Below are 26,005 nucleotides of genomic sequence, written 5' to 3'. Positions count from 1 at the left end.
ACTAATAATTAAATACATTTTTTAGGGATAAAAAGAAATAGTAAATGTTAAATGTTTATCATAATAACTAATGGTAATTTTTACATAATATGAATTTCTTTTATCGATGAATAAGTTTAATAAGACTCCTAATAATCTAGGAGTCTCATTTTTTATTATACTTTTTTCACTTTCATCTCATCTAAATGTTCGACTAACGGTTGATACAAACTAATAAATTTATGACCGACCACCCAACCATAATCATAATGAACTAGTGTTTGACCACCACATAAAATTTTTAATTGAACTATTTTAGTATCTGCTACACCTGTTTTCTTTTGTTTATTAAGTTTAGCTACAAAGGAATAGACACCAAATTGGCCATTGATAGTTACAGGATCTTTCTTCACGATTTCAGTTTGATATTTCATTAGGCGACCACTCTTCCCATTGGTAAGAAATTATCGGAAATCCGTTCTCATCTTTACCAGAATCAATCATTACATCAATTGCTAAATTCTCGTTAAATGTATACCAAAGTATTTCACCTGTTTTATAGTAAAAAAGTCTATATCGGATTCGTTTACTCATTTAAACCCCTCCTAAATATCATCTAATACATAAACCTCACATACTACTCCATGTTCACCTGCTAAGTTTTCAAATAATATCTTGCGTGAATTTAATGTTGTATAGATTCTAAGGACAATTTTCTTTTGATTTTTAATATAAAACAGTTCGTTCAAAATACCGTATAACTCCATTTTCTTTCTATTACGAACCATACTTTGTTTACGATCAATCTCAATACAATAAAGTGTATCTGCTTTAAATCTTGCATCTGGAATGATTTGTTTCTTATCACCATTTGATGATGAAAATGTAATTGGCTTTTCTATATCCCATTTAGGAAGTCCACTCATCATCCAAGCTTCATTTCTTAATAAATGATGATCTATTTGAATACTTTTCTTCATTGGATTAGTGCCAACATAAGAAGCACCGTTTTTAGATAAATAATAAACATGTTCATTAGTCCATTTAGTCACTGATAATAATTCCATCTCGACTAGGCTTTTCAGTAGTCTTTGAGCGTTTCTTATTCCTCCTAGACTGTGAATTCCTTGAAGCTGCCTTCTTGTTGCGAATTTCAGGGTTTTTAGACTTTGTAGTATCTGTTCTATTCGTTCTTCGTTTTTCTTCTTCATAGCCTTTTAAAACCTCCCATACCGTACTGTCAGAGATATACGGTATTTGTAGTTCTGTCTTTTTATCAGTTTTCATAATTGCACGGCCAGATAATTTGTAAGGTAGTTTTTCTAATCCCTTTTCATCAATTACAACATCACTTGCAACTGCAGTTGTTAATCTTAAACCTATACGACAATCAGCGTTTTGTTTGATTTGTCTTGGTAGTGTGTCACCTGTTGGATATTGAGTAGCAAAAATTAATCTATAGCCTACTGCACGACCTAAACGAGCGATTGAACTTAACATATCTTGACAGGCTAACAGGAGTTTCCTTGTATCTCCGTCTCCCTTAGGTGCTAATTCTGCTGCTTCATCCACAATAATAAACTTTCTTTTTCTATTTAAATCTTTAACGTTTGTCAAATAGCCATTTTCTTTAAGTTCATTAATCGAATTAAACATATCGTCAACGATATCTTTCAATAATAGTGCAGCTTTAACGTAATTCCCTGCAATTGCTTTGACTTGTTTCACATTCTGATAACGACCAAACTCTAATTTTTCTTTTAGATCAATAATGTAAAATTCAACATCATCTGGATTCTGTAATATCAATTGAGTGAACATTAATTTAAGTAATACCGTTTTGCCATAACCAGTACCCCCACCAATGACAATATGAGGAATCGAATCAAAATCATGATAAATATCTTCAGTTAGCGACTTACCAATAAACACTTCATAAGAGTTAGGTTTTAGTACGTTTTTATGCCAATTGTATTTTTTAATCAATTCATTATGAAAAACTTTTATTTCTAATTGATAATTTGAAAAATCAATTACAACCGGTTTGTTTAAACCTTCAGATAACACTTCCTGAAATTGAATGATTAGTTTTGATGGAATTCCTAGAGGTAGTCTGTAAAAGAAAGATATATGATTGTCTTTTGGTACAGACTTTTTAAATGTAGGGTATTTTATGATGTCTTTTTCTTTAACACAAACATTCGCTATTTCAAATAATCTTTTGATTGTTTTCTTATCATTTGCTCTCGGTTTTATCACCCCAACAGATGCACCCAGGCCAACAACGATAGATGTAGAAACAATAGAAGAAAATAAAATAATAATCACCCCTTAATATCCTATAAAGGATAGCTACCCAGAAAACGAATAGATAGAATAGAAGATAAATGTTGATACAACAATGATGTTTGTATTCGTGGTAGCTATTCACCCAATAGCATTAAAATCGAATAGGAAAAACGAATAGAAAAACTTATTGATCACAAAAGGATATTTACAACTTTAATGAATACATAAACGCCAGTAGCAGCGACACAAACTGGAAAAGCATACTTAATGTATCTTGATCGGAAGATGCGAATTTTTTCAGCGTAATCTGTATCCTGTAAACAATGTTCAGCTATTAAGACAACTAGACCTATACCAAGCATAGTAACCATAAAAGTAGTTGGTTCATTTGGTACAAAAGCGACTGCAGGAAGTAAATTAGAAACTTGTTTCGGCTTCTTCCAAGATCCATTCATAAAATCACGAAATGGAATTGTTTCAGCTTTCATAATTCATCACCATACCTTTGAATGTCGTAACCTTGCTTAATTAACCATTTTTCAACTGCATAAAACGAACTGGAATTATAAATATCCTCTGATTCTTCGCTGCTTAAACCCATATTATCGTGATGATCCATAAAAACCATTTTCACTTTCTTCATGTAATCCATTGTCTCTTGTAAGTGGTCAATATTCATCAGAATTCCTCACTTTCGATCAAAGCGTTTTTACCTGCATAACGATTTGGTCTAAGTCTAATTGTTCCATCCCATTGGACAAAAGGTTTAAACATTGTTTCTAATTCATCCCAATCAGTTTCGTATTCCTCAAATTGATCCTTCTGAATTAATTTAGTTACTTTCATAAAGCCATCATAAGATGGCTCATCATATACATCATGTCTTTGCATATGGTGCTGAATTGCTTTCACTTCATCCTCATCTTTAGCATGATTAAAATACCTTTCTAAAGCTGATGAACTGTATAAATAAGGTGTTTGATATAAAGCTCCATAATACTGTCTCATACCTTCTCCTCCTTCATTTTGTAAGGACGTTTGCGAAGTCTTGAGTGAATTCGTTTTTGTTGTCGTTTGTTAAATCTTATGTAGGCATTTGTCTAATATTGCAAGTACCATTTTATTTTTTTAACAGGACAATCAGTTTTGATATAGAAAGTTATTTATTAGGTGATGAAAATGAGGAATAAATTAAGAATGATCCTTGCTGAAAGGAAAATTAAAAAAGGGGAATTTGCTAAGGATGTAGGTATTACACATGCAACATTAACGTTAATTCTTAAGGAAGAAAGAACTCCTACATTACAAGTAGCAATGAAGATTGCACAAGAATTGGGATTAAAGGTAGAAGATATATGGTATTTTGATGAGGAGTAAGGGAATACTTCATTTGAGGTGATCTTATGGAGTTAACAGCAGTGTATACAATAATCGGTTTCCTTTTATTCGGAATGATCGTGATAAAAATAAATAAAAAGTATTTAGTGAAAGAAAAAAAATTAGAATGGAATCAATTAAAAGTCTATAAAGAACGACAAAGATTTTACAATATGACACCAAGAGATTTTGAATTTTATGTAGCTGCATTTTTGCAAATAACAAGAGAATTCAAAACGCAAGTTACACAAGCAAGTAAAGATGGTGGCAAGGATATTATCGCTTATGACGGAAAAGAAAAAATTTATGTAGAAGTGAAACACTGGAAAGGTAATGTAGGCAGACCTGCTATACAAAAACTTGAAGGGGCAATGAGTGCTGATCGAGTTAAAAGAGGTTACTTCATTACTTCATCAGGTTTTACAAAAGATGCCCTCGCATACGCAAATAAAACAAATATTACATTAATAGATGGAAATGAATTGATTAGACAAATGCATTCGTAAGAGCTCATTAAGTGGGCTCTTTTTTATTCGTTGAAAAATCCATATATGTACCTACAAAAATACTATCACTTCCTTATTCGAATAAATATTAAAAACACACTCAATTTAAAAGTTGGAGATATTTGGAGTATAGAAGAATAAAAATAGCCCCTGTCATTGACAAGGGCTTAGTTTTTCTTAGTCAGTTCGTGTAATCTAATAACATACCTTAAGTTCTCTTGTTCGTTTCGTAATGAATACATTCTTGGACGTAAAGCATTTAAAAACTTTTCATGTTTTAATACTTCTAATCTAATATCTTTGGTATGATTCGCAAGTTGTGCATTTCGAATTTGTTCATTTTTACCATCAATTGATCCGTTTACTATTAATTCTGATTCCATATTAGATAAATTCATTTTCCAATCTAATAATTCATTCGTAAAGTAATAATACTCCTCTTCTACTCTTTTTAATTCTCTATTTACTTCAAGAAGTCTTTTGGCGATGGCATCTAAGTTATTCATACATGACTTCCCTCCATTCTTGGACAAGCACCTGATAGCGGCAGAAGCACTATCAGTGTATTCCATAAATATTGGTAAATTGCCTGTACTTTTTTCGTTTTAGGAAAATTTTTCTAACTAATTTGCTAGACTTTTTTCAATTAGAGGATAATTTAGACTGAGCTCGCTGAGTACTCGATAGGTTTCTTTTTTGTGCTAATAAAAAAGCGCCAAACTAGGCGCCTTATTTCCACGTTACACTTTTAAAACTCGGATACTTTTCGCCTTCAATTAGAGTAAATCCTTCCGAATCAACAACGACAATATTTACGAAATAACCATCGTAAACTTTTCCGTAATCTCCGCTGCTCTTCGGATTACTTCCATCCACATAATTCGAAATCACTCGCAAATAAGAATCGGCATATGATTGCGCTAAACTTTTACCGGACTGGCCGGACAACTTCGCGTCATCTACCGTTAAAGTCATATTAATTTTATTTCCTTTCACTTCGAAAGTTGCGTCTTTAATATTCTCTCGAGTCTTCATGTCGCCAACTGTTGATTTAATCGCTGACTGCGGGATTGCTTTATATTTAGCTTCCTTTGTCGAAGACTCTTTCGTCGAGCTGCACGCTCCTAATATTAGCGCCGTTAACATCGTTAAAATAGCTACGAAAATAATCCTTTTTCTCATCCTTAATCGTTCCTTCCTTGCAATTTGATACTCGTATAATATTCGTCATTTCGCAAATATATCCTTTTTTGTTAGAATTAATAGAGTATATATTCTCGGGAAGGAGCAAAGCTATGTTCCCACTAAAAAACTACTATGAATCGTTCATCAAGAAAGAAATAGTCGGAATGAAAAAAGAAGCTGCATTAAAGCGTCTAGGAAATTTACTAGCCTGCCCTGTGATCAGTAAAGATACTAAGGATTCTGTTCACATTCGATTTTTCACTTGTACGATGGAAATGAAACCTAATATGGATAGATGGTTAGGTACGATCGCATTGAGGATTGAAAATGGGGTTGTAAAGGAATCAGCTATTAGTGTTCCTGAAGATAAGAAAAACCTCTAACTACATCTAGTAAAGTTAAAGGTTTTCGTTTTATAAATATTACAAAATTAGAAACTTCAGTAATGATATTATTTTATTATGAAACATTTTCCCTTATAAGTCTTTTATACTTATATATTTCATACTGGATGGGATTATCTTTTTCCCAGTATCCGAAAATACTTTCGATTAATTTCATTAACTCAACCATTCTCATAATATTATATGAAGTATACATTCTATCCGTTAACTCATCTTCTGCACATATATCTTTAAGCAAAAACAGTAGCCTATATTCTTTATATTCTAATTGAGACATATAGGCGGATATTAAATGTCTACTTTCATCTTTCAACTCTTTAATTATCATAAGAAAATAATCTTCACGGGATATTTCTTTATTAAATACATTTGTATCTTGAGACCAAAAGTTATATTCTTGCTCTATTATGTATTCTATATTCTCTTCCGTTAAATTAGACTCGTCATCAATATTAAAGACATTACTAAGTAATAACCTAATTTTGACATTAACACCAAGGAGTTCAGTATGAAAGAGGTACTTTTTATTCACATTTCGTTTTCTTTCAGATTCACTTCTTAAAAAATCGATTAAAAATATTGTTAACAGTGTATTAATATATCCAGGAAAAAATGTCATTACATTATTTATTACGTTGATCTTTAGAAGTAAAAATGTCAAAACTCCATAAATTACAATCAATACAATTCCGATGTACCAAAATTGAAATAGTCGGTTAAAGAATCTTCCAAAAAACCTATTAAATTTTCGAGTCCAAATAATAATGTAATTATAATTTAATTTAAAAAACCAAATTAATATCTTAATTAAGCGTCTTGCCATAAACCACCCTCCAATATATTCCAATTATATAAAATAAGAACATATTGTGGGTAGTATAATGTATTATTTTTTAAACTTTTTTTGTATTTAAAACATCTTATTCCAAGTTATTTTTCCAACAATTCCATCATTTTCTATACCATGTTTCTTCTGAAAAGCTCTGACTGCTTTTTCTGTTAATTGGCCAAACTTACCGTCCAATGTAACACCTATTTTTTCTTGAACAAATTGTACGTTAATTCCTTTAGAACCTATTTTTAAGGGTTTACCAGGATAAGGTACAATGTCCTTATTAATATTCTCCGCTTTTTTAGACGTATTAGTTTTTGAAGTTTTAGGTGCTATCCAGTCTTTTTTCACCTCGAAATGAGGTTTATCAGGTTGCTTCCAAGTACCGCCCCATGTAATTCCTAATCTTTTCGCAATTTCTCCTGCTTTTTTCAGAGTAGTAGAATCATATAAATCTTTCGGTTTATTTACAGCAATATCCCATGCTAAACGACCTGTATGATTACTTGAACGAGTCCAAGTAACTTTCTCACCTTCCCTTGTTCTACCATAAGAGTAAAGGTAATCCTGTCTTTCTTGTGGACGATATGTTTCTGTAATGAAAACATCTAAATTAGCTTTTTTACATTCCTCAAGGAATAATTTACAAGCTTTTTGTGCAACTGGTAAAAGTTCATTAACATCTCTACAAGTTTTAGTTACATCAGTCATGTCTACTTTCCTCTTTTCTTAACTTTTGTTTTATCAAAGTACTTTGTCAAAAAACTAATATCGATTCCGATTCTTGAGAAGTTTTCTATTATACTCATTCCTTCATAAGCCATTATTAAACCCACTCCAAGTTTAATTATGTAACCCTTTGATTCTGTATAAGTATCTATGAAAACCATAAAAGCTAGGGCTACAAATAACCCTAATTTACGAATAATCCCTATATAATTAATTGAGGAATTAATCTTTTTTTCTGCTGCAGCAGCTAATAATCCAGTAATAATATCAAATAGAATCATAGCTATTGCTATATACCAATAGTTACCTACAACAGTAACCATACTTATATGAGCAATTGAATCCATCGTTCTAACCTCCTTTTCAGGGCATAAAAAATACACCTATCTTTAGGTGTTTACTTGTTCACTATCTTTTCTCTAGCCTCTTGTCTTGCTCTTAAAAGTTCAATGAATTCTTCATTTGTTAAATTTGTTTCAATACCTAACTCTAACTGATCTCTATGTCTAACTATTTTCCAGTCAGTTTCATCAAGGAAAGTTTGATATTCTTTCGATATATTTCTATTTGAGATGATTCTATCTTGAACTTCATTTAAAACAAAACTTTCTTCAAAATAACTATACCTAAACGGGCAAGCTCTAAAATCCTCTTCGGCCTCATATTCAATCCAATCTTGGACAAAACTATCAGAATACCCACAAATTTCATCATTTACTACATGCACCCAAACTGTTCTTACCACACTCTCACCTCTCGAAGTACAGTATCTTTGCATCCTGGGTTATTAACCTCATCAATATTTACTGCATCACCTATAATACTTTTATTAGTAAAAGTTAAAACTTTTGTTGTTACTTTAGCATTACCGATACTAACTGAATAAGCGTGTTTTACATTTAACTTAACAGTCTTCGGAACGTAAACAGTGTACCAGTCGTAATCTTGTTCACCTTGCCCAACGTTATAATCAGAGAAAACTAACATCCAGCCTTTATCAGTTTCATTCAAAGCCCACTGAGTTTGTTTAGTATCATCAATAGTAACTGATTGACCGTCTTGCATATATATAGCACCTGTCCAAATAACAGTGCCACCGATTCTATCATAATGTCTTTTGCCATATTTCTCTGCCATCTCTTGACGAAGTTGTTTAGCAAATTTCTTATTGTCAGTTCCAAAAGTAATGCTTAATTCGTATTCGTTGTCTTCGTATACGCATTCAACTTCAGTGATTTGTTTTATCGACTTAACACCATTAACCATAACTGAAACTTTATCACCAAGAAACCAATCAATCTCATATCGTTTTATGTACCTTGATGTTTGTGAAAGTTGTACTTCCATCGAGTCAGTATCTCGTCTAGCATAAATAGCTTGTGTAAGGTCATATTTCTGACCGTCATAGGTTGCTGAGTCGCTTTCCGCATCTATTTCATAACGATTCCAACCAGTGTTACTTAATCCAGCAGGAGTGAACTCTTTTTTATTAACACCTAATCCATAAGCAGTTGTAGCAGTACCTTTGTTTGATTTGACAGTAACTACATTCTTAAAATCTCCTGCTATATCAGTGAATAACATATAGTCTTTTCTATCCTCTGCTTTTCGTGTGTATGCGATCATACTCCCATTAGGAAAACCATTTACTATTGAAGGTCTTAATCCCCAACCAATAGGAAGGTCAGACATTTGACAGATTTCAATAATAGCTTCTGCTAATGTTCCATATTGGCCAGACCAGTAAACAGAAGTTGTACCTCCTGCTAGTTCAGTACTCATGAGAATGTTTCGAGCAGAGTTAGTTGAGTTATTAATATTACGATCTATTAACCTAGCGATTAAAACATCTTGTTCAACTTGAGTGTCGTATTCTGTTTGATCAACAAAAGGTAAAACGACCCTTTGTTTGAATAGTGCTTTTAAAGGTTTAACATCAAACTCTATAACATTTGAATCTGATTCATCGTTAATCGTTTCAATTATGCCACAACGATACCCATAGCGACTCATAGGGACATCACAATCTTTGAATATCAATATTCTACCTAATGTTAATTTCTCAACACCAATTGCTTTTCTACTTACATGAAGTTTACTGTTTACAATATCAAAGAAACTATCTTTATAAGAGAGATAAGCAATGTCAAAGATAGTTCCTGTTTTAGTCCAACTTGTATCATAAATATCTATTGTAAGTGCCATGTCATCACCTCTCTTATAATTTAAATTCCTGAGTATCTTTCTCTATACCATGCATTTATTTGAGTAGGTGTTGTTCCATTAATCGTTATTGAATTAGCTCCTGGTACTAACTTAAATAACGTACTACCTGGATCTAAAGTACTCCAAGTACCTACTCCATCTGGATTTTCCACCCATTCTTGACCTTGGTTAGTATTCATGTAGATTTTACTTAAATTCAACACGCTGCCAATCTTGACGAACTCACCAGTTGTATTGTTCTTGATTGTACAAGTTCCATTAGTTGAAATAAACTGTAACCTAATACCAGTCGGTACATCACCATTATTAGTAATTGTAAAACTTGCGCTTGAAGGGGTTATAGTTTGTTCAGCAGTATACCAAAAAGGATTGTCTGCTGTTAATTCAACTGCTACATTTTGCCAACTTAAATTATCATTTTCGAAACCTGTTGGATATAACGGAGCTACTTCGACATGACAATCTCTTGCATATTGACTACCATCTTCAAGAGTGATCCATAGTGTACCTGTTCCCAAGTGTGGAGCAAATAACTTACTCACAGTTCTCCTTGCATTTATTTCGAGGATATCAATATCAATAGTCACGTTAAGTTCCACATAATCAGTGTAGATTTGAGAAGCAGCACTTGATAAGTAAGCTTCAGAATTTGCTAGATAGTGAACAAAACCGTTGCTATCAATCATATCAATAAAGCTTAATGAATTAGATTGAATGTTAAGTAACTGCACTGAAGCATCTGTATGAGATTGTGCATAATTCCATGTACTAAGCTTATTTGACCAAGCCCTTAAAGTAGCTTTATTAGTACCATTAGCAAAACCTCTACCAAACCATTGAAAAGAAAGATTTGTTACAATCTGTTTAGCGATTATGATTTTATCAGATAAGGCTGTCTTACCATTCCAAATACTTACTCCATATCTCTTTTCAAGATGTTTAATTAAATTGAATGAAAAGATTTGTTGACCATAGGCGTTAGTAGTAGTTGTCTGGCGAAGGTCTGTATTACCATCTAATTTATTAATACTGTCAATAGCACCTTGACTAATTGTATCTGATATTTGTGATGGCGTAGCCAATGTAGTTTGGTTGAGCCTAGTCCAAAATATATGTGGATTTTCAGTAACACTAGTTGTAATCTTACCTTCAAAGTTCGCAACGCTGTTTGGTTGTACCTTCATAATAAGAAAATCCAATTCCATATCAGCAGGATCATAGACACTGTTGAAAAAAGTCTGGCCATGTTGCATATATGACTTTGTAGTATAAGCACTTGCAGTAAGGCCACTAGTTTGTAATTTATTCTTCAAACGATATGTTCCACTTCTGTTAATTTCAATTGACTCACCGGTTGATGAGTACCATGTTATACGATCTATTTTCATAATGAGTTAATACCAACTCCTACTAATATTATTTAGTGTTCGTTTCGTTTGTTTGGCACTTTCTCTTTCGTTTAAAGCCTTAGGTGAATAATTATTTACAGTAATACTTGATGGTTGAGGTAAACGAGTGTTAATACTATTACCGTTTTTACTTCCTCCTGTATTTCTACGAGGCCCGCTTGTACTTGCTCCTGGCTGTGGAATACGAGTATTTATATTACCTGTATCATAGTTAATGTTGCTTGGTGCTGTACCTAAAAGATTAAGTACTGTCAAAGCAGTCTTCATCCATTGAGGAGTAGCAACATACAACCCTGTCATTAATGCATTTCTAAGCTTAGGAGAAGATGCAGCTAAATTTTGAGTATAGTTATATGCTTTTAGTAAATTAGTAGCAATATTACTCGCTTTATTCCCAATCTCTTGTAAGTCTCTATTAATAGGGCCTTTGGCCTTGTTTAGTTCTTTTTGAAAAGGTGTAACACCTTCAGATACAATTTTCTGCATCTTTCCTTTTGTATCTTCAGCAGCTTGACCAGTATTATTTAATGCTTCTACACCCTTAATTCCTAAGTCTTCAAACTGAGAAATACCAAGCGACATTAATTGTTGTCTTTTCTGTTCTGGGTCTTTGGTTGCTTCGATATCTTTAATGATACTTTCCATTACATCTCTAGAAGTTGCTTTACCATTTTCAAACTCTTTGAATACGTCTTTAGTACCTTTAGAGAAATTACCTAAAGCTTTTTCTACTCGGCCATCATTTAAAGCAATAGGGAACTCTTTGACTGCATCTGCTACTTTATCAGCGTTTAATGCACCTGCATCAAGTCCAGCATTTAATAAATTAAAGAATTCATCAGCACTATAGCCACTTTCTTTAAAATAGCCTCCATACTCGTTAATCGTATCTAATAAATCTTGTTGACGATTACCACCATTTTGTGCAGCATTAGCCATTTTATCAAAAGCTGTTTCACTATCGATTCCAAAATCATTCATCAATGCACTAGCAGATTTAGTTACATCATTTACATCTTCACCAAATGTTTTCCCAAATGCCTGAGCAAATGTTGTAATTTTCTCAAGATCAGTATCGTTTATATCCTTAAAGTTATTCTTTACACTTATGATTGCATCTGCACCTTCTTCAAGGCTATCAGACCAACCATTTAGATTAATATCTGCTAAAGTGTCACCTAACTTTTCACCTTCATCTTTAGTCAAACCTAAGGCATTTGTCATCTTACGATTAGCTTTATCCATATCTTGACTAGCATCAAATGCAGCTTTCCCTAGTAAGCCTAATCCTGTAATTATTCCAGCAATTGCACCTGCAGGGCCTGCGCCTAATGCACCTATTGCTTCACCAAGTACAGGGATTCCGTCAGCAACCTCACCGACAGCATCAACAGCGCCGCCACCACTACCTTTAATATCATCTAATTCTCTATTAAAACGGTTAACACTAGTTTTGGTACGCTCCATGTCAATCTTTGCATTCCTTAAAGTGTCGGCAAGATGTTTTAATTCTTTTGAATTAGCAGGTAATTGATTCTTCTGACTTTCGTATGCTCGTTCTAATTCCTTTACTGTATCCTTTTGATTCTCAAGGACGCTATCTAATCTTCTTATAGCATCTTTAAGTCCTTCTTCTGACTTTTCAACATTCTTCAATTCTGCATCTAGTAATCGGAAGTCTTTTCTTGATTCAGTTAAATTACCTTTTACTTCTTTAAGAGCTTTATTAAACTCCTTAGTTTCCATCCTTAGGGCAAGGTCAATTCCTTTTACATCTTCAGACATTTACTCACCTCACATCATTAAAAAAGGGATCTGATCGACAGGAGTTTCTTGTTCTTCCTCATCGACCATTCCATTTATTTTTAAATGTTCATCTATTAATAAAACAAGTTTTCGTAAGGTGCTAGACCAAAAGGTTTTATCATCCATATTAAGTAAAGTAGTTCCAGCATAATAAAGCCATGCCCAATCCCACTTATTTTCTTCTACTGGGTGTTTTTTTCGTCTTAGCCTCTTTTTCATCTGGTAATGAATTAATGAATAATTTAGGAACTTCATTAACAACATAAGCCACTTGCCCCAAACCAACTAATTTACCTACTTCTTTAATAGATAAATAGTCAGCTTCATCTTCAAGACCTGCGTTAATTCCTGCCCATAGCAGCACTTTAGTATCCTCATTTGTACCACTTAAAACCCTTTTAAAAGCCTCTTCCATACTTCCATAATGTTCTTCAAGATGTCCTAAGGCGTTCATATCAAAAGATAGTTTATACTTTTCACCACTTAACTCAATTTGATGTTGATGTGTTTTTAAATCTTTAGCTCGCACCACTACGAAAACTCCTTTCTATTAACCTGTATAAACTGTTGTGTACCAAGCAGTAATTGTAGCTGCTGTACCTGTTTCTGTTGCATCAGAACGAATCTGTGTTTTCCATGCACCATTTTTATTACAAGGAATGAATGTTCCTTTAATTGTTTGACCGTTAAAAGTAATGTTATCTTCTTTAGTGTTGTATTGATCCTCTGGTAAAGCGAATTGACCTTTTAATAGTGCGAAATATTGTGTAATTCCACCATCTAAAGCACATTCAAATAATAATGCAACGTTTGGTGCTACATCATTCTTACCGAAAGAAACTACTCCTTTAGTTGCATCTTTAGTAGCTCCTAAAAGATCAACAAGTGCAGTGTTAGAAAGTAATGAAGTTTCAAGTTCTACTTCACATCCAGCAAATGCATTTGCAACAGCTAAGGGTTGGTCATCAGCAAAGGCAGTAGCACTATTCACAATAGGTGATACTTTACCTGAGATAGCAGGAGCTAAAGTTTTAGGTGTTCCCCATGTTTCAACACCAGCATTTTCTGTAATAATTGCATACTTTAAATTTTTCATACCGATTTTAAAAGAACCAGCCATATTTTATTGACTCCTTTCGTAGTTAAAAAATAAATTTGATATTAGTGTCCCATCATCAAAAACACTTTCAGTATTGTAAAGTCGAGTACACCCAGCATTTAACATACGATTCGTAATGTCTTCTACTAAACTAGTGTTATCGACCTTAGTATAGATGTCTAATTGTATTGAATATCTTGTTACACTTTCTTGATCGTCTATGTATTGTGATCCTCTATTGTTATAAACAATGCCCACAATATAGTTGTTATTTTGTCCATTGTATAAACCGTAACTATAAGGAACTGACTGACCATTCAAAGTAAGTTCACTTAATAGATTTTTAAGGAAAAGCTTATGATTGAACATCAATTCAACTCCTTCGTTATAATTTCTTGTACCATATTAATAATTTCGTTTTCTTTACTGTTAACGGCTCTTTCCATGAAGTGAACACCTGGAATCCTACCACTATATTTTGCTTTCTTGTTATAACGCTTATTGGGTTTTGGTTTGGTATATCTTTTCACTGTTCCTTTTTCGAATATTGCACCATACCATGCTTTTTTACTATAAGCTTTGACTACTACGTACTTAACGCCACCAGAATCAAGTTTAGTAGATGATAGCTTTATAGCTTTTAATAAATCGGAAGAATCAAATACACCTTGACTAGATAAATTCTTTCTTACTTCATTAGTAAGTATCTGCCCACCGACTCTTAAAGCACCATATATAATTGCATCGCTATCTTTTTCTAACTGTCGGAGTTTGTTTATAACCACATCTAGTCCTTTAACTTCAAGACCCATTGCTTAGAGCTCCACTAAGTGTTATAAACCGTTTGTTAAAATCATCCTTTATCTCATCAATTAAATAAGAACCACCTTGGAACTTAACAATTAATCGTTCTGGTAATGTACGATAACGGATTGTAAAAGATAAACGTCTACGATTTGCGTTATTTTCATTATCAGTACTGATAAAACCATTGATCATTTCAACACTTCCCCAAACAGTAGAAAAAAGCGCTTCAACTTGTTCTGAATAACCGGTACTATCGTCAAAAGTAACTGTATAAATATCTAATTTCTTGTTTAATTGTCCTGGATTCATACAATCACCTACAATAAATTGATCGAGTGCATATTAAGAATTGTTTTAACAACTACATTTACTTTGTCATTTTCAACTGTAAATGTACGATTTTCATACATTTCATTAGCTAGAACCATTAAAGCAATCGTTAAATCTTCTTTAGTGTCAATTAACTCGTCTGTTAAACCTGTATAACTTCTTATATAAGACTTACAAGCTGCTAAAATTATATTGAAAGCTTTGAATACTTCAGGATCATCAGCATCTTCTCTTGCATATTCAATTAATTCTTGTTCAGTAACTTCACTTATCATCATTTTTAGCTTTCACCTTCTTACGGTTAGCTTTAACCTCTTCGATTAGACCATTTTGCACCCAATTATCAAAAGTGTGTTTATCAAGTTCAATTTCTAAGGTTTCACCTGCAACTAAAGCACCTAATCCAGTATTAATTGTTTTTAAAGCTTTAAATTTCATTGTTTCACCTCATAAAAAAATATCAGGGACTAATTAAAGCCCCTGAATATCGTTCAATTATTTAGATACATAAGTAATGAATTTTTGTGTTTCAGCAATAGAAGAATCATATTCTCCAAAAGCTAGGCAACCAATAGCGTTTTGATCCGCATATTTTTCAAGTAACACTTGCATTTGAACATCTGATGCAATTTTTACTGCAAGACCACTAAAATCTCCGTAATGAATTGATTTAGCACCAACAGTAGTGTATACAGGCATATTTTCTGATAAATACACTGGTTTAGATAGCATAGTCATACCACCGTCACGAGATAAATCATTTCCAAATAATAATGTATTGTTACCAGCTCCAGCAGTTAATCCTTGTAGATAAGCAAAAGTATCAGGATGCATAATCCAACCAGCATCTTGTTGGTAAACTTGAGGTACTTTAGCTTTCATGTTAATTAATTCTTGTGGAGTAATAACTTGAGTAGTAGCACCATTGAATAATACTGTATTTTGAGCTAAACCTTTCATGTTTGTACCTGCACCAGCTACTAATTCTTTTTCTAAGAAGTTAGCAATTGATTTAGCAATTTCATTTACGATGAATGGAATTACATCAATCTCTGTGTTATTTGCTAACTTTTTAGAAATTAATGCTAATGAACCAATTACAAAACCACTTAAATCAACACTTGAGAATGTACCAGCACTTGCAGTAATTGCTGTGAATTCTGCACCTTGATAAGCAGTAGTATGTTGAGTGTAATCGTATACTGGGATTGATAATGATCCTTTTACTTTGTAAATAGTTGCTTTTGAAAGTACAGGTGATAAGTTTTTAACTTTATCAATAATTTGGTTTGCAATCGTTTTAGGAATTACACTACCATTAGTTCCTTGTGGTAAGTTAGCAGCACGACCCTCTTTTACAAACTCAGCAAATGCACGCTCTTCTTTTTCAATTTCTAAAGCACGTTTTTCTTCTGCTGATAGCGTTACAACTACTTTCTTTTCGAATGATCTTGCTTCTTCTTCAGCAGCTAAAGTTTTGTCAATTTGAGCAACTTCTACTTTAATTGCATCAAAACGTGCGCTTTCTTCTTCTGAAAATGAGCGAGTTTCACCTTTTGCTTTATTTAAGATTGCATCCATTTCATCTAATAGGTTGTTACGTTTTTCTAATAATGTTTTCATAGTTTAATATCCACCTTTTTTTAATTTGAGTCTTTCAATAGTTTTTTCGTAGTACGAATGATCAAGCGATTCTGTTTCGCTTTCTTTTACAGTTTCTATAATTCTGTCTCCACCAACATCTTTAACTGTTTCAGTTACGACAGTTGATGTTACAGTTTTAGCTATAACATTTGATTCTTCAAATACATCAAAACGTTGTTCACAAATAACCATCTCATCGCCTCTAGATTCGATAGACATCGCTGTATATGCAGGAGTTACCGATAAGATAGAAACTTCTAATAAGTCTAAATCCTGTATGTATCTTCTTTGAGGTTCAGCAGTTGTATCCCACTCATCTTTGCGTTTAATGAAACCAAAAGACCAACCTCTCAATTCGTCATTCCTAGCTTTTTCAACAACTTCTGGATCTGTTACGAAAGTTTTAGCATATAAACCAATCGCATCTTCATATAAAGTTAAATTCCCTTGCTTCTGTGAACCTAACGTTCTATCTTCTTTATGATTAAACAATAATTTAACATCATCGTTACGTTCTAAAGCACGTTGAAATACTTTTGGTTCAATTTGCTCAACAAAGATACCTCTATCAGACGGAAGCCTTCTAGAATCTCTAGAAGCTACATTTACATACCCTGAAATTTCCACACCATTATCACGAATTTCTAACTTCATTTACTCACCTCCTTCCGAAGCAGTACTTTTATTCATTCCTGAACTAACAATGCTATCGGTATTAGGAGTAAAGTATTTTTTGGACTTAATATCGTAAATAACTTCTCCTAGACTCATAGTAACGATGTCAAGACCTTCAATTGGCTCTAAATCTTCTATGTATCTAATCTCATTTTTGCTTATCCAGCCTGCTGCAACAGCTTCACTGTAAGCAGAATATCTTTTAGATACATCACCTTTAAGTAATTCCTTCACATCCCAAGCAAAATAAAAAAGACCCTTTTCACTCGGTAAGAGCAGGTCTTTGTTTAAAGATGTCTGAAATGCTATTAAAATAGGTAAAATACAAGTTTTTATCCAGTTGTTATATACTTCATCATTTGCTGTTCCATCTAATATTGAAGGTGGTACAACAAATAATTTACAAATTTCTGCACTATTTGTCTTCTTATTTTCGTTGAGCTGCATCTCCACAGAACTTTGTGAAGCTTCCTGGAATTCAAGTCCACTATTCAATACAATCAAATTTTCTGTATTGTTATTTTTGTAAAGGTTTCTAAAAGCATCTTTAAGCTGATCCATTGCTTCTTTTACTAATTTATTAGCTGCTTTAAGAAATCCACGTTTATTTCCACCTGTTTTCACTAGCATATCTTCAAAATCAAGTGAGTTATAAGCTACAGAAAGCAATTTATTATTTTCTGCTAAGATACCTCGGCCAGTTGCACCATCTTTTGTTTTTCTAGTTATTTTAATAAACTCAAAATCTCGATATGTTGCACCATTAACTAAGATGTCATTACTTTTAAAAATAGGATCAAAGTTAGATACTACAGAAACTCTTTGATTATCTACATAGTGTAAACTTTTAATCTTGTTTCTTTCTCGATTTATATAAGTATAAGAAGCACCATTTAATAGATAATCTTCAATTAATGCCTTTTTATATTGAAAACTGTCTAAAGTATCACCTGTTTCATCATTTAAAAGTGATATACGATTATCATTTAACACTTCAAGTACCTTACCATTTAAATCTTGATATAGTTTAATAGGTAAAGAAGCAACTGTATCAGAAATGATTTCTATACAAGCGCTTACCGCTGGAATATTTAAAGCTTGTTCTTTAGTAATAGTGTCAGATGAAACACCAGCTTGTAATAATAATTCTTCTAACCCACCTATACTTGGAGCTCTAAGTTCTCTTTGAAACTGCCTATATTCTCTCCATTGTTGAATAAGTCCCATTGTTTCACCTCCTTTTTAAAAAACTATTGCACCCCATCCACCATCATCATTAAATATTACATCCATTTGTAATAAATAGATGGCATTGATTAGACTCACAACCATGTCCACTTTTCCGTTTGATTTCTTCTTATTAACATAAATATTTTTGTTGTTATCCTCTGTCAATTTGGCATTTTGGAAGTTTATTTCTAAAAGTTTGTTCTCTGTATAGAAAAATTCCTTGTTTAAAATTTTTTCTTTTAAAAGTTTAGTAGGGCTGTGCAAAACGCTAGAATGTTGCCGAGTTTCAACTGTTTTTAACCCTTCTCTTTCTAACCTTTGAGCAGTAGATAAACAATTGTAACGGTCATAAGCTATACCCATAATAACTACATTGTGTTTTTCTTCGATTGATAAAATCATGTCTTCTATAAATCCATAATCTACGGTCATTTCTCCAGTCGCAAAACAAACACCCTGTTTAATAAACTCATAGTAATTGATTTTTTCATACCTATTCTTTTCTTCAATACGTTCAGTGGGTACAAATGCAAATGATTCTGCATAGATTTTTAAATCTTCTTCAGTAACCATTGAATACGAGCAGTTATCGTTAGTCATAGCAAGGTCAAGACCTAACCAAACTTGACGGCCAGACCAATCAAAATGTTCAATCTTGCATTTTCTTAAATCATCAATGCTTATGTATTCTTCACCACTATGTTCAGACATGAAATGATTAACATGTTTTGTTAAAAATTCAACTCGTTCACCTGGTTTTTCGATTGCAGATTGTCTAGAATCACGAATTTCTTCATAGTTCTGTTCAATCCTTAATGGATTAGACATGTATAAACCATGATCAGTCCATAAATTGTCCTTATCTGCGTAATAAAGCAACGCAAAACAACGCTCATCTTCTATAAGACCAGCGTAAACTTTACGAATATAATCGATTTCCTCTAAGAATATTGAACCATTAACAGCATATGCAGTAGTTAATTTAAACCTTAGTGGATTTCTAACTGATAATTGACCAGATTTCATTGCATTATAGTTATCGTAACTAGTAAATGCTCCCATCTCATCACAAATTATTGCAGAAGGTCTAATACCATTATTAGAATTGGCATCAGCAGTTCTAGGCTGATAAAAGCTTGATGTAATATGACATTTCATTTTCCCATGCAAAGTTGTTGGTGTAGTAAAGTGTTTACTCAATACATCAGATTCAGTTATTAATTGTACAAGTGCTTTCTTAGTTTCAGATGCTAATTCACGATCTTTACTAATACTATACATCTCACTGAAATTAGGTTCAGTTAGTAATAATATCAGAATAACCAATGCACAAAGGAACGTCTTTCCGTTCTTTCTTGGTATCCATAAGGTGTTATCACGATATCTAAAACGGTTTGAATCTTCTTTAAATCTCCAACCAAATACATTAGTAATAAAAAAGCATTGGAAATCAGCGAGTCCACTCATTAACGTTTGTCCTGCACTAAAACCTGTGGCAAATGTTATTACATTTAATATACCTTCAATTCCTTGTATCTTTTCTTCATCAAAATAGAATAAGAATTCATCATCATGTTGACGATTTTCAATGTCATTGATAAATATTTCACATTGCTTTTTAACTTCTGGTGTAGTTATTTCAGAACCGCTAATAACGTTATCTGCATATCTCCGAGCTTTTTTAAGTAATTTACTCACTTAATCACCTTCAATGCTTTTAACAGTGGGTCTGATTCTGATTCCTTGTGTTGAATATTAATATTACTTAACTTTGCTCTACTTTGTGGGGATAAGCTTAATTCATTAGTACATCTAAAGAATTCTTTACTATACTTCTCTTTGGCACTCATCAGATTCTTATCAAAAATGCTATTAAAATCTTTGTTAATTGTTTTTTCAATTTCTTGTATTCGATCAATAGCAATTGAACAAGAAGCTAATACATAAACATCTAAGTTTCCTAGTATGCCGCTATTTTTAAGCTCACTAACAATGTAACTAAAAATCCTTTTTTGTCTTGCGTTCAAATGACTAGGAGGTGAAATATTGTCTTGATCACCTCTAAGTTTATCTTCTTGTTCAGTCCTTAACTTAATTTCTTCTTTAGTTAAGTTTTTGCTCATCGTTTTAACGCTTTTTGATGGTCTAGCCAATTCCCTCACCTCCTTTTTAGTTTCATTTAGGGAATTTATTTTTTATGAAGGGGGACTGTGGTCTGAGAAACTTTAGGAATCTGATACAGTGCACCCAGGGGGGATATAATAATTTAATACCCCTACACATTTAAACGTCTTATACAAAGCGTGAAGCCCTCTCTTGCTCCTCTACTATCTGAAGCAACTCATCCTTACCTATCTTACCTAGCTCAGCTAATGAATGATGGTACTTACATAAACTAATTAGATTGTTATCATCTAATCTCTTGTCCCAATCTGAAGCTATGCTAACAATGTGATGTACTTCTAGATTAGTAAAGTTATATCGCTGCTTAGTATTATGTAGTTGTCTTATACATACCTGGCATAAGTATCGATCACGTTCAGCTATCTCTTTCCTTTTCTTCTGCCATAAGTTAGTCTTCCTAAACTTATCAATATGACTTGGGTTCTGCTTCCGTTCAGGTCTACTAGGACATTTGTATTTACTATCATGTATCTTATTACAGTAGCTGCAAGACTTAAGCATGGTTATTCATTCCGATACAGTACATCACCATTTGAAACAGGTTCTAATCCATAATACTTTCTCACTTCATTGACTGTTAATATTCCTCGATTAATTAGGTGACTGATATTTACTTCTGGATTAGGTGGTGTATTCTTTGTTAATGCACTTGAACCAGTAGGTGGTGTTCTTCGTTTAAGCTGTTTAACTAACTTGTTATATTCATTAATCCATTCAGTAGGAATAGGATAGTTAGCTTCAATGTATTTTTTCCCATCAATATCAATTATTCGCAATTCATCTATTATCGATTTAGGTCTCATACTTAATGATAGTTCCATTTCCTTCTCACTCCTCCATTTAGTTTATAAATAAAAAAGCACCCAAATTAATGGATGCCTAATTAACTACTAATACTTTAAATAAACTTTTAATTCCTTTAGAGTATTCATTTACCCAATGCTCGTTCGAATCTTCTAAGCTATTTAAAATAATATCTCCTATTTGATTTACTTTAATTGTAAGAATTGTAGCATCATACTGATTTTGAGCTTCATTTATTTCAATGTACTCGATTCTGGAATAATTAATTAATTGAAACTTTATTTCTGTTTCTTGAAGCGTACACAATAATAATTTATTCTCAAGAAATGCAATAAACTCGTGTTTGTCTTTACCATCGAATAGATTTTTAGGATATAAAAACTTAATATCCTTTTCTTCTACTAACTCATTTAATCTAGACATTAACTTATGGAATCCTGAACTCTTCTCACCAAAATCTCTACGGTCTAACCATTCTTTAAATACTGTAGTGTCAAATACCAATATTATCTCCTCACTTTCATCGAAAGTTAATTCGACAAAAGTAAGAATAATCCTTTATTTATTAGATAATATTAAATCCTTTAGTTTGATACTTTTCTAACACTCGTTTCATCTCAGCCTTAACGCTACTAAATTCAACTATGTATTTCTTTAAATTAACCACCACAGACTCATCTGATTTATATTCCTTCACTAGTTCACGAAACAATCCAGACTCTTTAAAAACTGCATAAACTTTATTTTTTTCTCTATTGTAATGGTAACTTTCTTCATAACAACCATTAATCTTCAAAAATGTAATGAGGTTAATACTATACAGCCGTTTCATTTAGGTCACCCTCCTCATCTTTATTTAATAAATGATTTACTACAAACCCGTCTATAGCTCTCCATGATACTTCCATTTTTGGATAATATTCATTTACGAATTCTGATCTCTTAGGTTCTTCTAAACTATTCCAAGCTTCTATTAAACTTTCTTTTTGTAATTTAGTTAACCTTTTACCATTTCGACTCTTTATTTTATCTTTGGTACGTTTATCCTTAAACTGATCTTTAAATCTAACTAGCCTTAAATTATCAATTCGATTATCATTCTTAATACCATTTTCGTGATGGCATGTTAATCCTTTTTCTATGAGTTCATCTTTACAAATACCATAGTAAGCAGAAAGCACTGCCCAATGCTCTGAAATAGGATATGGGCTACCATATTTATCTCTAATCGTAATATAAACGTATGAAGTCCTCTTAGAACCTTCAGAGTTTAATCCCATCCATTTTTCAGAGAAAGTATTAAAAACTTTACCCTCTTCCACATCTGCATAAAAACCTGGACAACCAGGAACACCATACAGCACCTTACCATCAATCGTAATTACATCTTCTCTTACATTTTTCTTCATTATTATCTACTCCTTTTAGTAATAAATAAAAAAGACAAGCGAATAGTCGCCTGCCTAATTTGATTTGCTATGCGTTTGTAATTTTTAAAAACTGCCTAAACAGATTCAGATAGCTTTTAAAAACTACAAAATGTACTTGCTTTAATCCATTTTTAGTTATATGATAAAATCAAGGAATTTTATGTACATCTTCCATTTAACAAAAAAAATAAAAAAGGAAGCAGGATAACCCTACTTCACCCGTATGATACTCCATATATTTTTTACCGTATCTAATACCTCAGTGATTATAGATACAAAAATTATTCCTACTATTGAGACTACTCTAAATAACGCATATAAAAACACCATGAAAATTAATATCGATAATAAAAAATGTACAGTCATAATCGATTCCACCTTAAATGTAGTCCCCTTTTACTCGTTACTGCACGATCAATAGGCATCGCTTTAAACGACACCTACTCGATGCAGAATAAAAATAAACATATTAGGAGAATGCTAATCTTTTATTTAAGGTCGGAGAAGTAGCTTACCAGTTCGGAATACTGGATACCGACATTTTTTATTTATACTATTTATACCTTTCACTATATAATAAAAGATACGATTAAAGTGTGATGTTTTTTATTTAGCTACTCATCTTATTCTCGATACGGATAAGCTTATGTTTCAATCCACTTTCACTCTGATTAGTTCTTTCTGCCAAATACCTTTTACTAACAGTATAAATACCTTTCTTGTTTACTTTGAATACTTTAGGATTATTCTTCATGTCATCTTCAATAATTGCCACTAGTTGATTGATCAATTCCCTCTGCTTATCATTTAATTTCTTTAAGTTTATTTTTGTCCCCTTCTTAAATAGCATGTGTATTGTTTTTTGATTTTCTTTAAATTGAGGCAACCTATATTCCCCATTCACATATTTTCCTCTTGAGCCTTTAAGCTGCAAATCAATCCATTTATTCTTAAAAGACAAATTGATAAATTTTATTATTTGCTTCGGTTCAAATGTTACGTCAACTTTGCTCAAAGCATGTTTTAAAGCTTCAATTGTTATTTTCTCAATGTTACTCCCATCTTCTATTTCCTTTAATGCTTCCATAAATTTGTTATATCTCCATGCTACTTTAAAGTAGTCACACATTTGATATACAATATGATCTGTTTCATATGACAATATTAATGGAGTTACTAGATCCGTTAATTCTTCCCATGAAGTATTAATGTAATCTTTAATTTCAGGTAATTCATCTTCAAAATATCTGAAATCATCGAATCCATCTTCGATATGCTTATTGATAACTCGCTTAAATACAGCTCTCTTAGCTTGATGGTTGAGTCCATTTATCGCAATAGCAATATATTCCATTGATCCTTCTGGAAAGTCATATGAGACTGAATAGCCTGTTTGTGTGTATATTGTATAACCTTCACCAACTGGAATATATTCAACTTTATTAATCACTCTTCCTTTTGAATCATAATAAATTTCTTCTGTATCTTCCATTTTATAATTTATATGATGTTGCTCGTTAGTAGTTTTATTAACTTTTCTTGATGGATGAGTTGTATAGTCAGTTTTACATAGCTCAAGGATATAATTTATAACTGTTCGGTCACCGTTTTGTTGGTAATTATGAATCATTTGTCTCATTTCCATTTGGTTAGTATGATTGTTTAAGTTTGTCATTAGTTTATCTTCCTTCCTTGATTAAGTGTTCATTCTCAACGAATTGAGTAATATCAATAAGTGACCGTTGTTTTTTATCTGTTTCCTTATCAACTTTACCAAATGGAACAATTTTACCGTTTTGTTTAGCAAAATATCGAATATTATTGTTAGATATTTCCTCATCCATGAATTCATATGGGGATTCTGCATTTAGAATATCTGTAAAGTTTGGATCATATCCACTAAAATTATCTTCAACTGGATAAGATTCAACCGGTTCATTCGGATCAATTCCTATAGCTAACATATCAGTAATATCTTTAGTTGTATCTTGTTGTGGTCTTTCAGTACCGAATCCACGTTGTTTAGGTCTCACAGTTATTTCCGTTTCAACTTTAACTTCAACAGATTCAACAACTTTTACATTCACTTCTTCACTCTCTACTTTTAGAGTTTGAATACCTTTTTGCTGCTCATTGAATGGATGGATACTGTATGTATTTATGTCTTGTTGCTTCTGATTGCCAACTAATTTCTCTGTGTAGTCACCAACCTTCTTGTATATAATTCCACGACTAATAGCATCATCAATAATCGCAATAGCAGATCTAATTTTAACTCCGATTAAATTAGCCCAACTTTCATATGAAAATTTGAATTCATTAAACTTGCTAACTACATAATAGATGTATAAATCACGAGTACTTTCAAAAGTTGTCAATTTGCTAAAAGGTATCTTGGTGAAATTTTGAAATTTGTCCTCATCAGTGTTTTGTTTATCTTCAGCCACTCCATCATTTGATAGTTCCATATCATTAATAGTTAAGAATAGTAAAGTATGATTCTTTAAATCTTCAATATTATTTTGTAGGATAAAAACTTCTTTATTGATTAATGACTGTACAATTGATTTGATTTTACTTCTGTTCTTTGTGTCATTTTGGATAAATTTAATAGGGGAATATTGGTTGATCATATCAATACTAGTCTCAATTGAGCCATGAATTGTACCGAAGAAATATTGTCGAGTAAATAAAATTGAATAGATGTAAAATTCATCTTCATCTAAGTGGAATTTACTTTTAGTATTAGCGAAAGAATTGTAACCTCTTACGAATAATTCATCATTAAAATTTTTAGTTAATATTGTCATTGATATTGCCTCCGAGTTTATAATTTGAATTTATGAATAGTTGATTAAATAGGTGGGAATGTATTCATTCACGCCAATCTTATATGTAATTATTTTTTATCTGTATATTATGTATTATCTGTATACTATGTTGTTTCGAGGTTGAATTCCGAATATTATTGCAAGGTTCGTGTATTTATCTTCCGTTTTTAACCTCCAAAATACCAAACTAATGTATTTTCGTTCCGATTTTAACCTCTTAAATACACGG

General features: G+C 32.3%; 38 protein-coding genes. 3 read left to right on the top strand and 35 right to left on the bottom strand.

The window, feature by feature from the left end; translation table 11 throughout:
* Positions 1-155: 155 nt before the first annotated feature.
* The 7 genes from BED47_RS00870 to BED47_RS00850 form a co-directional block, all read right to left on the bottom strand.
* Complete coding sequence (locus BED47_RS00870; RefSeq protein ID WP_069031938.1) at positions 156-413, bottom strand: hypothetical protein; 258 nt, start codon at positions 411-413, stop codon at positions 156-158.
* On the bottom strand, positions 397-573 hold the full coding sequence (locus BED47_RS23530) for a hypothetical protein (protein ID WP_175403427.1): 177 nt from the start codon (positions 571-573) through the stop codon (positions 397-399). Before BED47_RS23530 ends, BED47_RS00870 begins: the two co-directional genes overlap by 17 nt.
* A gap of 11 nt (positions 574-584) precedes the next feature.
* Positions 585-1,103 (bottom strand): hypothetical protein, encoded by a 519-nt coding sequence (locus BED47_RS00865; RefSeq protein WP_254664527.1) that lies wholly within the window; start codon positions 1,101-1,103, stop codon positions 585-587.
* Positions 1,024-2,307, bottom strand: a complete 1,284-nt coding sequence (locus BED47_RS23050; RefSeq protein WP_254664512.1) for an FtsK/SpoIIIE domain-containing protein — start codon at positions 2,305-2,307, stop codon at positions 1,024-1,026. Before BED47_RS23050 ends, BED47_RS00865 begins: the two co-directional genes overlap by 80 nt.
* A 152-nt stretch (positions 2,308-2,459) precedes the next feature.
* Positions 2,460-2,756 carry a hypothetical protein gene (locus tag BED47_RS00860; protein ID WP_069031936.1) on the bottom strand — a complete coding sequence of 99 codons (297 nt, stop codon included), beginning with the start codon at positions 2,754-2,756 and terminating at the stop codon, positions 2,460-2,462.
* On the bottom strand, positions 2,753-2,947 hold the full coding sequence (locus tag BED47_RS00855) for a hypothetical protein (RefSeq protein WP_069031935.1): 195 nt from the start codon (positions 2,945-2,947) through the stop codon (positions 2,753-2,755). The genes BED47_RS00860 and BED47_RS00855 overlap by 4 nt, the downstream gene beginning before the upstream one ends.
* The gene (locus tag BED47_RS00850) at positions 2,947-3,276 is read right to left on the bottom strand and encodes a hypothetical protein (RefSeq protein WP_069031934.1); all 330 of its coding nucleotides are present in this window, start codon (positions 3,274-3,276) and stop codon (positions 2,947-2,949) included. Before BED47_RS00850 ends, BED47_RS00855 begins: the two co-directional genes overlap by 1 nt.
* 171 nt (positions 3,277-3,447) lie before the next feature.
* Between BED47_RS00850 and BED47_RS00845 the strand changes: the two genes are divergently transcribed.
* Both BED47_RS00845 and BED47_RS00840 read left to right on the top strand, forming a co-directional pair.
* Positions 3,448-3,645, top strand: a complete 198-nt coding sequence (locus BED47_RS00845) for a helix-turn-helix transcriptional regulator (protein WP_069031933.1) — start codon at positions 3,448-3,450, stop codon at positions 3,643-3,645.
* 26 nt (positions 3,646-3,671) lie between these two features.
* Entirely contained in the window at positions 3,672-4,151 is a 480-nt protein-coding gene (locus BED47_RS00840; RefSeq protein WP_084006697.1) for a restriction endonuclease, read from the top strand.
* Positions 4,152-4,318: 167 nt separating this feature from the next.
* Here the strand turns inward: BED47_RS00840 and BED47_RS00835 are convergent, their stop codons facing one another.
* Entirely contained in the window at positions 4,319-4,657 is a 339-nt protein-coding gene (locus tag BED47_RS00835; protein WP_069031932.1) for a hypothetical protein, read from the bottom strand.
* 223 nt (positions 4,658-4,880) lie between these two features.
* On the bottom strand, positions 4,881-5,333 hold the full coding sequence (locus BED47_RS00830) for a hypothetical protein (protein ID WP_069031931.1): 453 nt from the start codon (positions 5,331-5,333) through the stop codon (positions 4,881-4,883).
* A gap of 113 nt (positions 5,334-5,446) precedes the next feature.
* On the opposite strand from BED47_RS00830, the gene BED47_RS00825 reads away from it, so the two are divergent.
* Positions 5,447-5,719 carry a hypothetical protein gene (locus BED47_RS00825; RefSeq protein ID WP_069031930.1) on the top strand — a complete coding sequence of 91 codons (273 nt, stop codon included), beginning with the start codon at positions 5,447-5,449 and terminating at the stop codon, positions 5,717-5,719.
* Between the two features lie 76 nt (positions 5,720-5,795).
* Here the strand turns inward: BED47_RS00825 and BED47_RS00820 are convergent, their stop codons facing one another.
* The 26 genes from BED47_RS00820 to BED47_RS00695 form a co-directional block, all read right to left on the bottom strand.
* Positions 5,796-6,563 (bottom strand): hypothetical protein, encoded by a 768-nt coding sequence (locus tag BED47_RS00820; RefSeq protein ID WP_069031929.1) that lies wholly within the window; start codon positions 6,561-6,563, stop codon positions 5,796-5,798.
* Between the two features lie 87 nt (positions 6,564-6,650).
* Positions 6,651-7,283 carry a peptidoglycan-binding protein gene (locus BED47_RS23385; RefSeq protein WP_069031928.1) on the bottom strand — a complete coding sequence of 211 codons (633 nt, stop codon included), beginning with the start codon at positions 7,281-7,283 and terminating at the stop codon, positions 6,651-6,653.
* Positions 7,284-7,285: 2 nt separating this feature from the next.
* Positions 7,286-7,648 carry a phage holin family protein gene (locus BED47_RS00810; protein WP_069031927.1) on the bottom strand — a complete coding sequence of 121 codons (363 nt, stop codon included), beginning with the start codon at positions 7,646-7,648 and terminating at the stop codon, positions 7,286-7,288.
* Between the two features lie 50 nt (positions 7,649-7,698).
* The gene (locus tag BED47_RS00805) at positions 7,699-8,046 is read right to left on the bottom strand and encodes a hypothetical protein (RefSeq protein ID WP_069031926.1); all 348 of its coding nucleotides are present in this window, start codon (positions 8,044-8,046) and stop codon (positions 7,699-7,701) included.
* Positions 8,040-9,506 (bottom strand): Gp37-like protein, encoded by a 1,467-nt coding sequence (locus tag BED47_RS00800; RefSeq protein ID WP_069031925.1) that lies wholly within the window; start codon positions 9,504-9,506, stop codon positions 8,040-8,042. Before BED47_RS00800 ends, BED47_RS00805 begins: the two co-directional genes overlap by 7 nt.
* 20 nt (positions 9,507-9,526) lie before the next feature.
* Entirely contained in the window at positions 9,527-10,915 is a 1,389-nt protein-coding gene (locus BED47_RS00795) for a phage distal tail protein (protein WP_069031924.1), read from the bottom strand.
* A 6-nt stretch (positions 10,916-10,921) separates the two neighbouring features.
* Positions 10,922-12,721, bottom strand: a complete 1,800-nt coding sequence (locus BED47_RS00790) for a phage tail tape measure protein (protein WP_069031923.1) — start codon at positions 12,719-12,721, stop codon at positions 10,922-10,924.
* Positions 12,722-12,914: 193 nt separating this feature from the next.
* Positions 12,915-13,274, bottom strand: coding sequence for a hypothetical protein (locus tag BED47_RS00780; protein WP_069031921.1), 360 nt, complete (start codon positions 13,272-13,274; stop codon positions 12,915-12,917).
* 18 nt (positions 13,275-13,292) lie between these two features.
* A complete protein-coding gene (locus BED47_RS00775; RefSeq protein WP_084006696.1) occupies positions 13,293-13,862 on the bottom strand; it encodes a major tail protein in 570 nt (189 codons plus the stop codon).
* 3 nt (positions 13,863-13,865) lie between these two features.
* On the bottom strand, positions 13,866-14,210 hold the full coding sequence (locus tag BED47_RS00770; protein WP_069031920.1) for a hypothetical protein: 345 nt from the start codon (positions 14,208-14,210) through the stop codon (positions 13,866-13,868).
* Positions 14,210-14,653 carry an HK97-gp10 family putative phage morphogenesis protein gene (locus BED47_RS00765; RefSeq protein WP_069031919.1) on the bottom strand — a complete coding sequence of 148 codons (444 nt, stop codon included), beginning with the start codon at positions 14,651-14,653 and terminating at the stop codon, positions 14,210-14,212. Before BED47_RS00765 ends, BED47_RS00770 begins: the two co-directional genes overlap by 1 nt.
* Positions 14,643-14,957, bottom strand: a complete 315-nt coding sequence (locus BED47_RS00760; RefSeq protein ID WP_069031918.1) for a head-tail adaptor protein — start codon at positions 14,955-14,957, stop codon at positions 14,643-14,645. Before BED47_RS00760 ends, BED47_RS00765 begins: the two co-directional genes overlap by 11 nt.
* Before the next feature lie 8 nt (positions 14,958-14,965).
* Complete coding sequence (locus BED47_RS00755) at positions 14,966-15,256, bottom strand: head-tail connector protein (RefSeq protein WP_069031917.1); 291 nt, start codon at positions 15,254-15,256, stop codon at positions 14,966-14,968.
* The gene (locus BED47_RS23525) at positions 15,243-15,416 is read right to left on the bottom strand and encodes a hypothetical protein (RefSeq protein ID WP_175403426.1); all 174 of its coding nucleotides are present in this window, start codon (positions 15,414-15,416) and stop codon (positions 15,243-15,245) included. Before BED47_RS23525 ends, BED47_RS00755 begins: the two co-directional genes overlap by 14 nt.
* A 57-nt stretch (positions 15,417-15,473) precedes the next feature.
* Entirely contained in the window at positions 15,474-16,601 is a 1,128-nt protein-coding gene (locus tag BED47_RS00750) for a phage major capsid protein (RefSeq protein WP_069031916.1), read from the bottom strand.
* A 3-nt stretch (positions 16,602-16,604) separates the two neighbouring features.
* The gene (locus BED47_RS00745) at positions 16,605-17,276 is read right to left on the bottom strand and encodes an HK97 family phage prohead protease (protein ID WP_069031915.1); all 672 of its coding nucleotides are present in this window, start codon (positions 17,274-17,276) and stop codon (positions 16,605-16,607) included.
* Positions 17,277-18,524 (bottom strand): phage portal protein, encoded by a 1,248-nt coding sequence (locus BED47_RS00740; RefSeq protein WP_084006695.1) that lies wholly within the window; start codon positions 18,522-18,524, stop codon positions 17,277-17,279.
* A gap of 15 nt (positions 18,525-18,539) precedes the next feature.
* Entirely contained in the window at positions 18,540-20,225 is a 1,686-nt protein-coding gene (locus BED47_RS00735) for a terminase large subunit (protein ID WP_069031914.1), read from the bottom strand.
* On the bottom strand, positions 20,222-20,680 hold the full coding sequence (locus BED47_RS00730) for a phage terminase small subunit P27 family (RefSeq protein WP_069031913.1): 459 nt from the start codon (positions 20,678-20,680) through the stop codon (positions 20,222-20,224). Before BED47_RS00730 ends, BED47_RS00735 begins: the two co-directional genes overlap by 4 nt.
* A gap of 139 nt (positions 20,681-20,819) precedes the next feature.
* Positions 20,820-21,212 carry an HNH endonuclease gene (locus tag BED47_RS00725; protein ID WP_069031912.1) on the bottom strand — a complete coding sequence of 131 codons (393 nt, stop codon included), beginning with the start codon at positions 21,210-21,212 and terminating at the stop codon, positions 20,820-20,822.
* A 2-nt stretch (positions 21,213-21,214) separates the two neighbouring features.
* Positions 21,215-21,532 carry a hypothetical protein gene (locus BED47_RS00720; protein WP_069031911.1) on the bottom strand — a complete coding sequence of 106 codons (318 nt, stop codon included), beginning with the start codon at positions 21,530-21,532 and terminating at the stop codon, positions 21,215-21,217.
* A gap of 58 nt (positions 21,533-21,590) precedes the next feature.
* The gene (locus tag BED47_RS00715; protein WP_069031910.1) at positions 21,591-22,019 is read right to left on the bottom strand and encodes a DUF3908 family protein; all 429 of its coding nucleotides are present in this window, start codon (positions 22,017-22,019) and stop codon (positions 21,591-21,593) included.
* A gap of 61 nt (positions 22,020-22,080) precedes the next feature.
* Positions 22,081-22,347, bottom strand: coding sequence for a DUF5659 domain-containing protein (locus BED47_RS00710; RefSeq protein ID WP_069031909.1), 267 nt, complete (start codon positions 22,345-22,347; stop codon positions 22,081-22,083).
* Positions 22,331-22,924: an HNH endonuclease gene (locus BED47_RS00705; RefSeq protein ID WP_069031908.1), complete on the bottom strand. Its 594-nt coding sequence runs from the start codon at positions 22,922-22,924 to the stop codon at positions 22,331-22,333. Before BED47_RS00705 ends, BED47_RS00710 begins: the two co-directional genes overlap by 17 nt.
* Positions 22,925-23,555: 631 nt before the next feature.
* Complete coding sequence (locus BED47_RS00700) at positions 23,556-24,620, bottom strand: hypothetical protein (RefSeq protein ID WP_069031907.1); 1,065 nt, start codon at positions 24,618-24,620, stop codon at positions 23,556-23,558.
* Positions 24,621-24,624: 4 nt separating this feature from the next.
* Entirely contained in the window at positions 24,625-25,755 is a 1,131-nt protein-coding gene (locus BED47_RS00695) for a hypothetical protein (RefSeq protein ID WP_069031906.1), read from the bottom strand.
* Positions 25,756-26,005: the final 250 nt, after the last annotated feature.

The sequence above is a fragment of the Gottfriedia luciferensis genome (assembly GCF_001712755.1).
Classification (GTDB): domain Bacteria; phylum Bacillota; class Bacilli; order Bacillales; family Bacillaceae_G; genus Gottfriedia; species Gottfriedia luciferensis_B.
The sequence above is the reverse complement of the archived record's forward strand: the minus strand, read 5'-3'. Positions and strand labels throughout refer to the sequence as shown.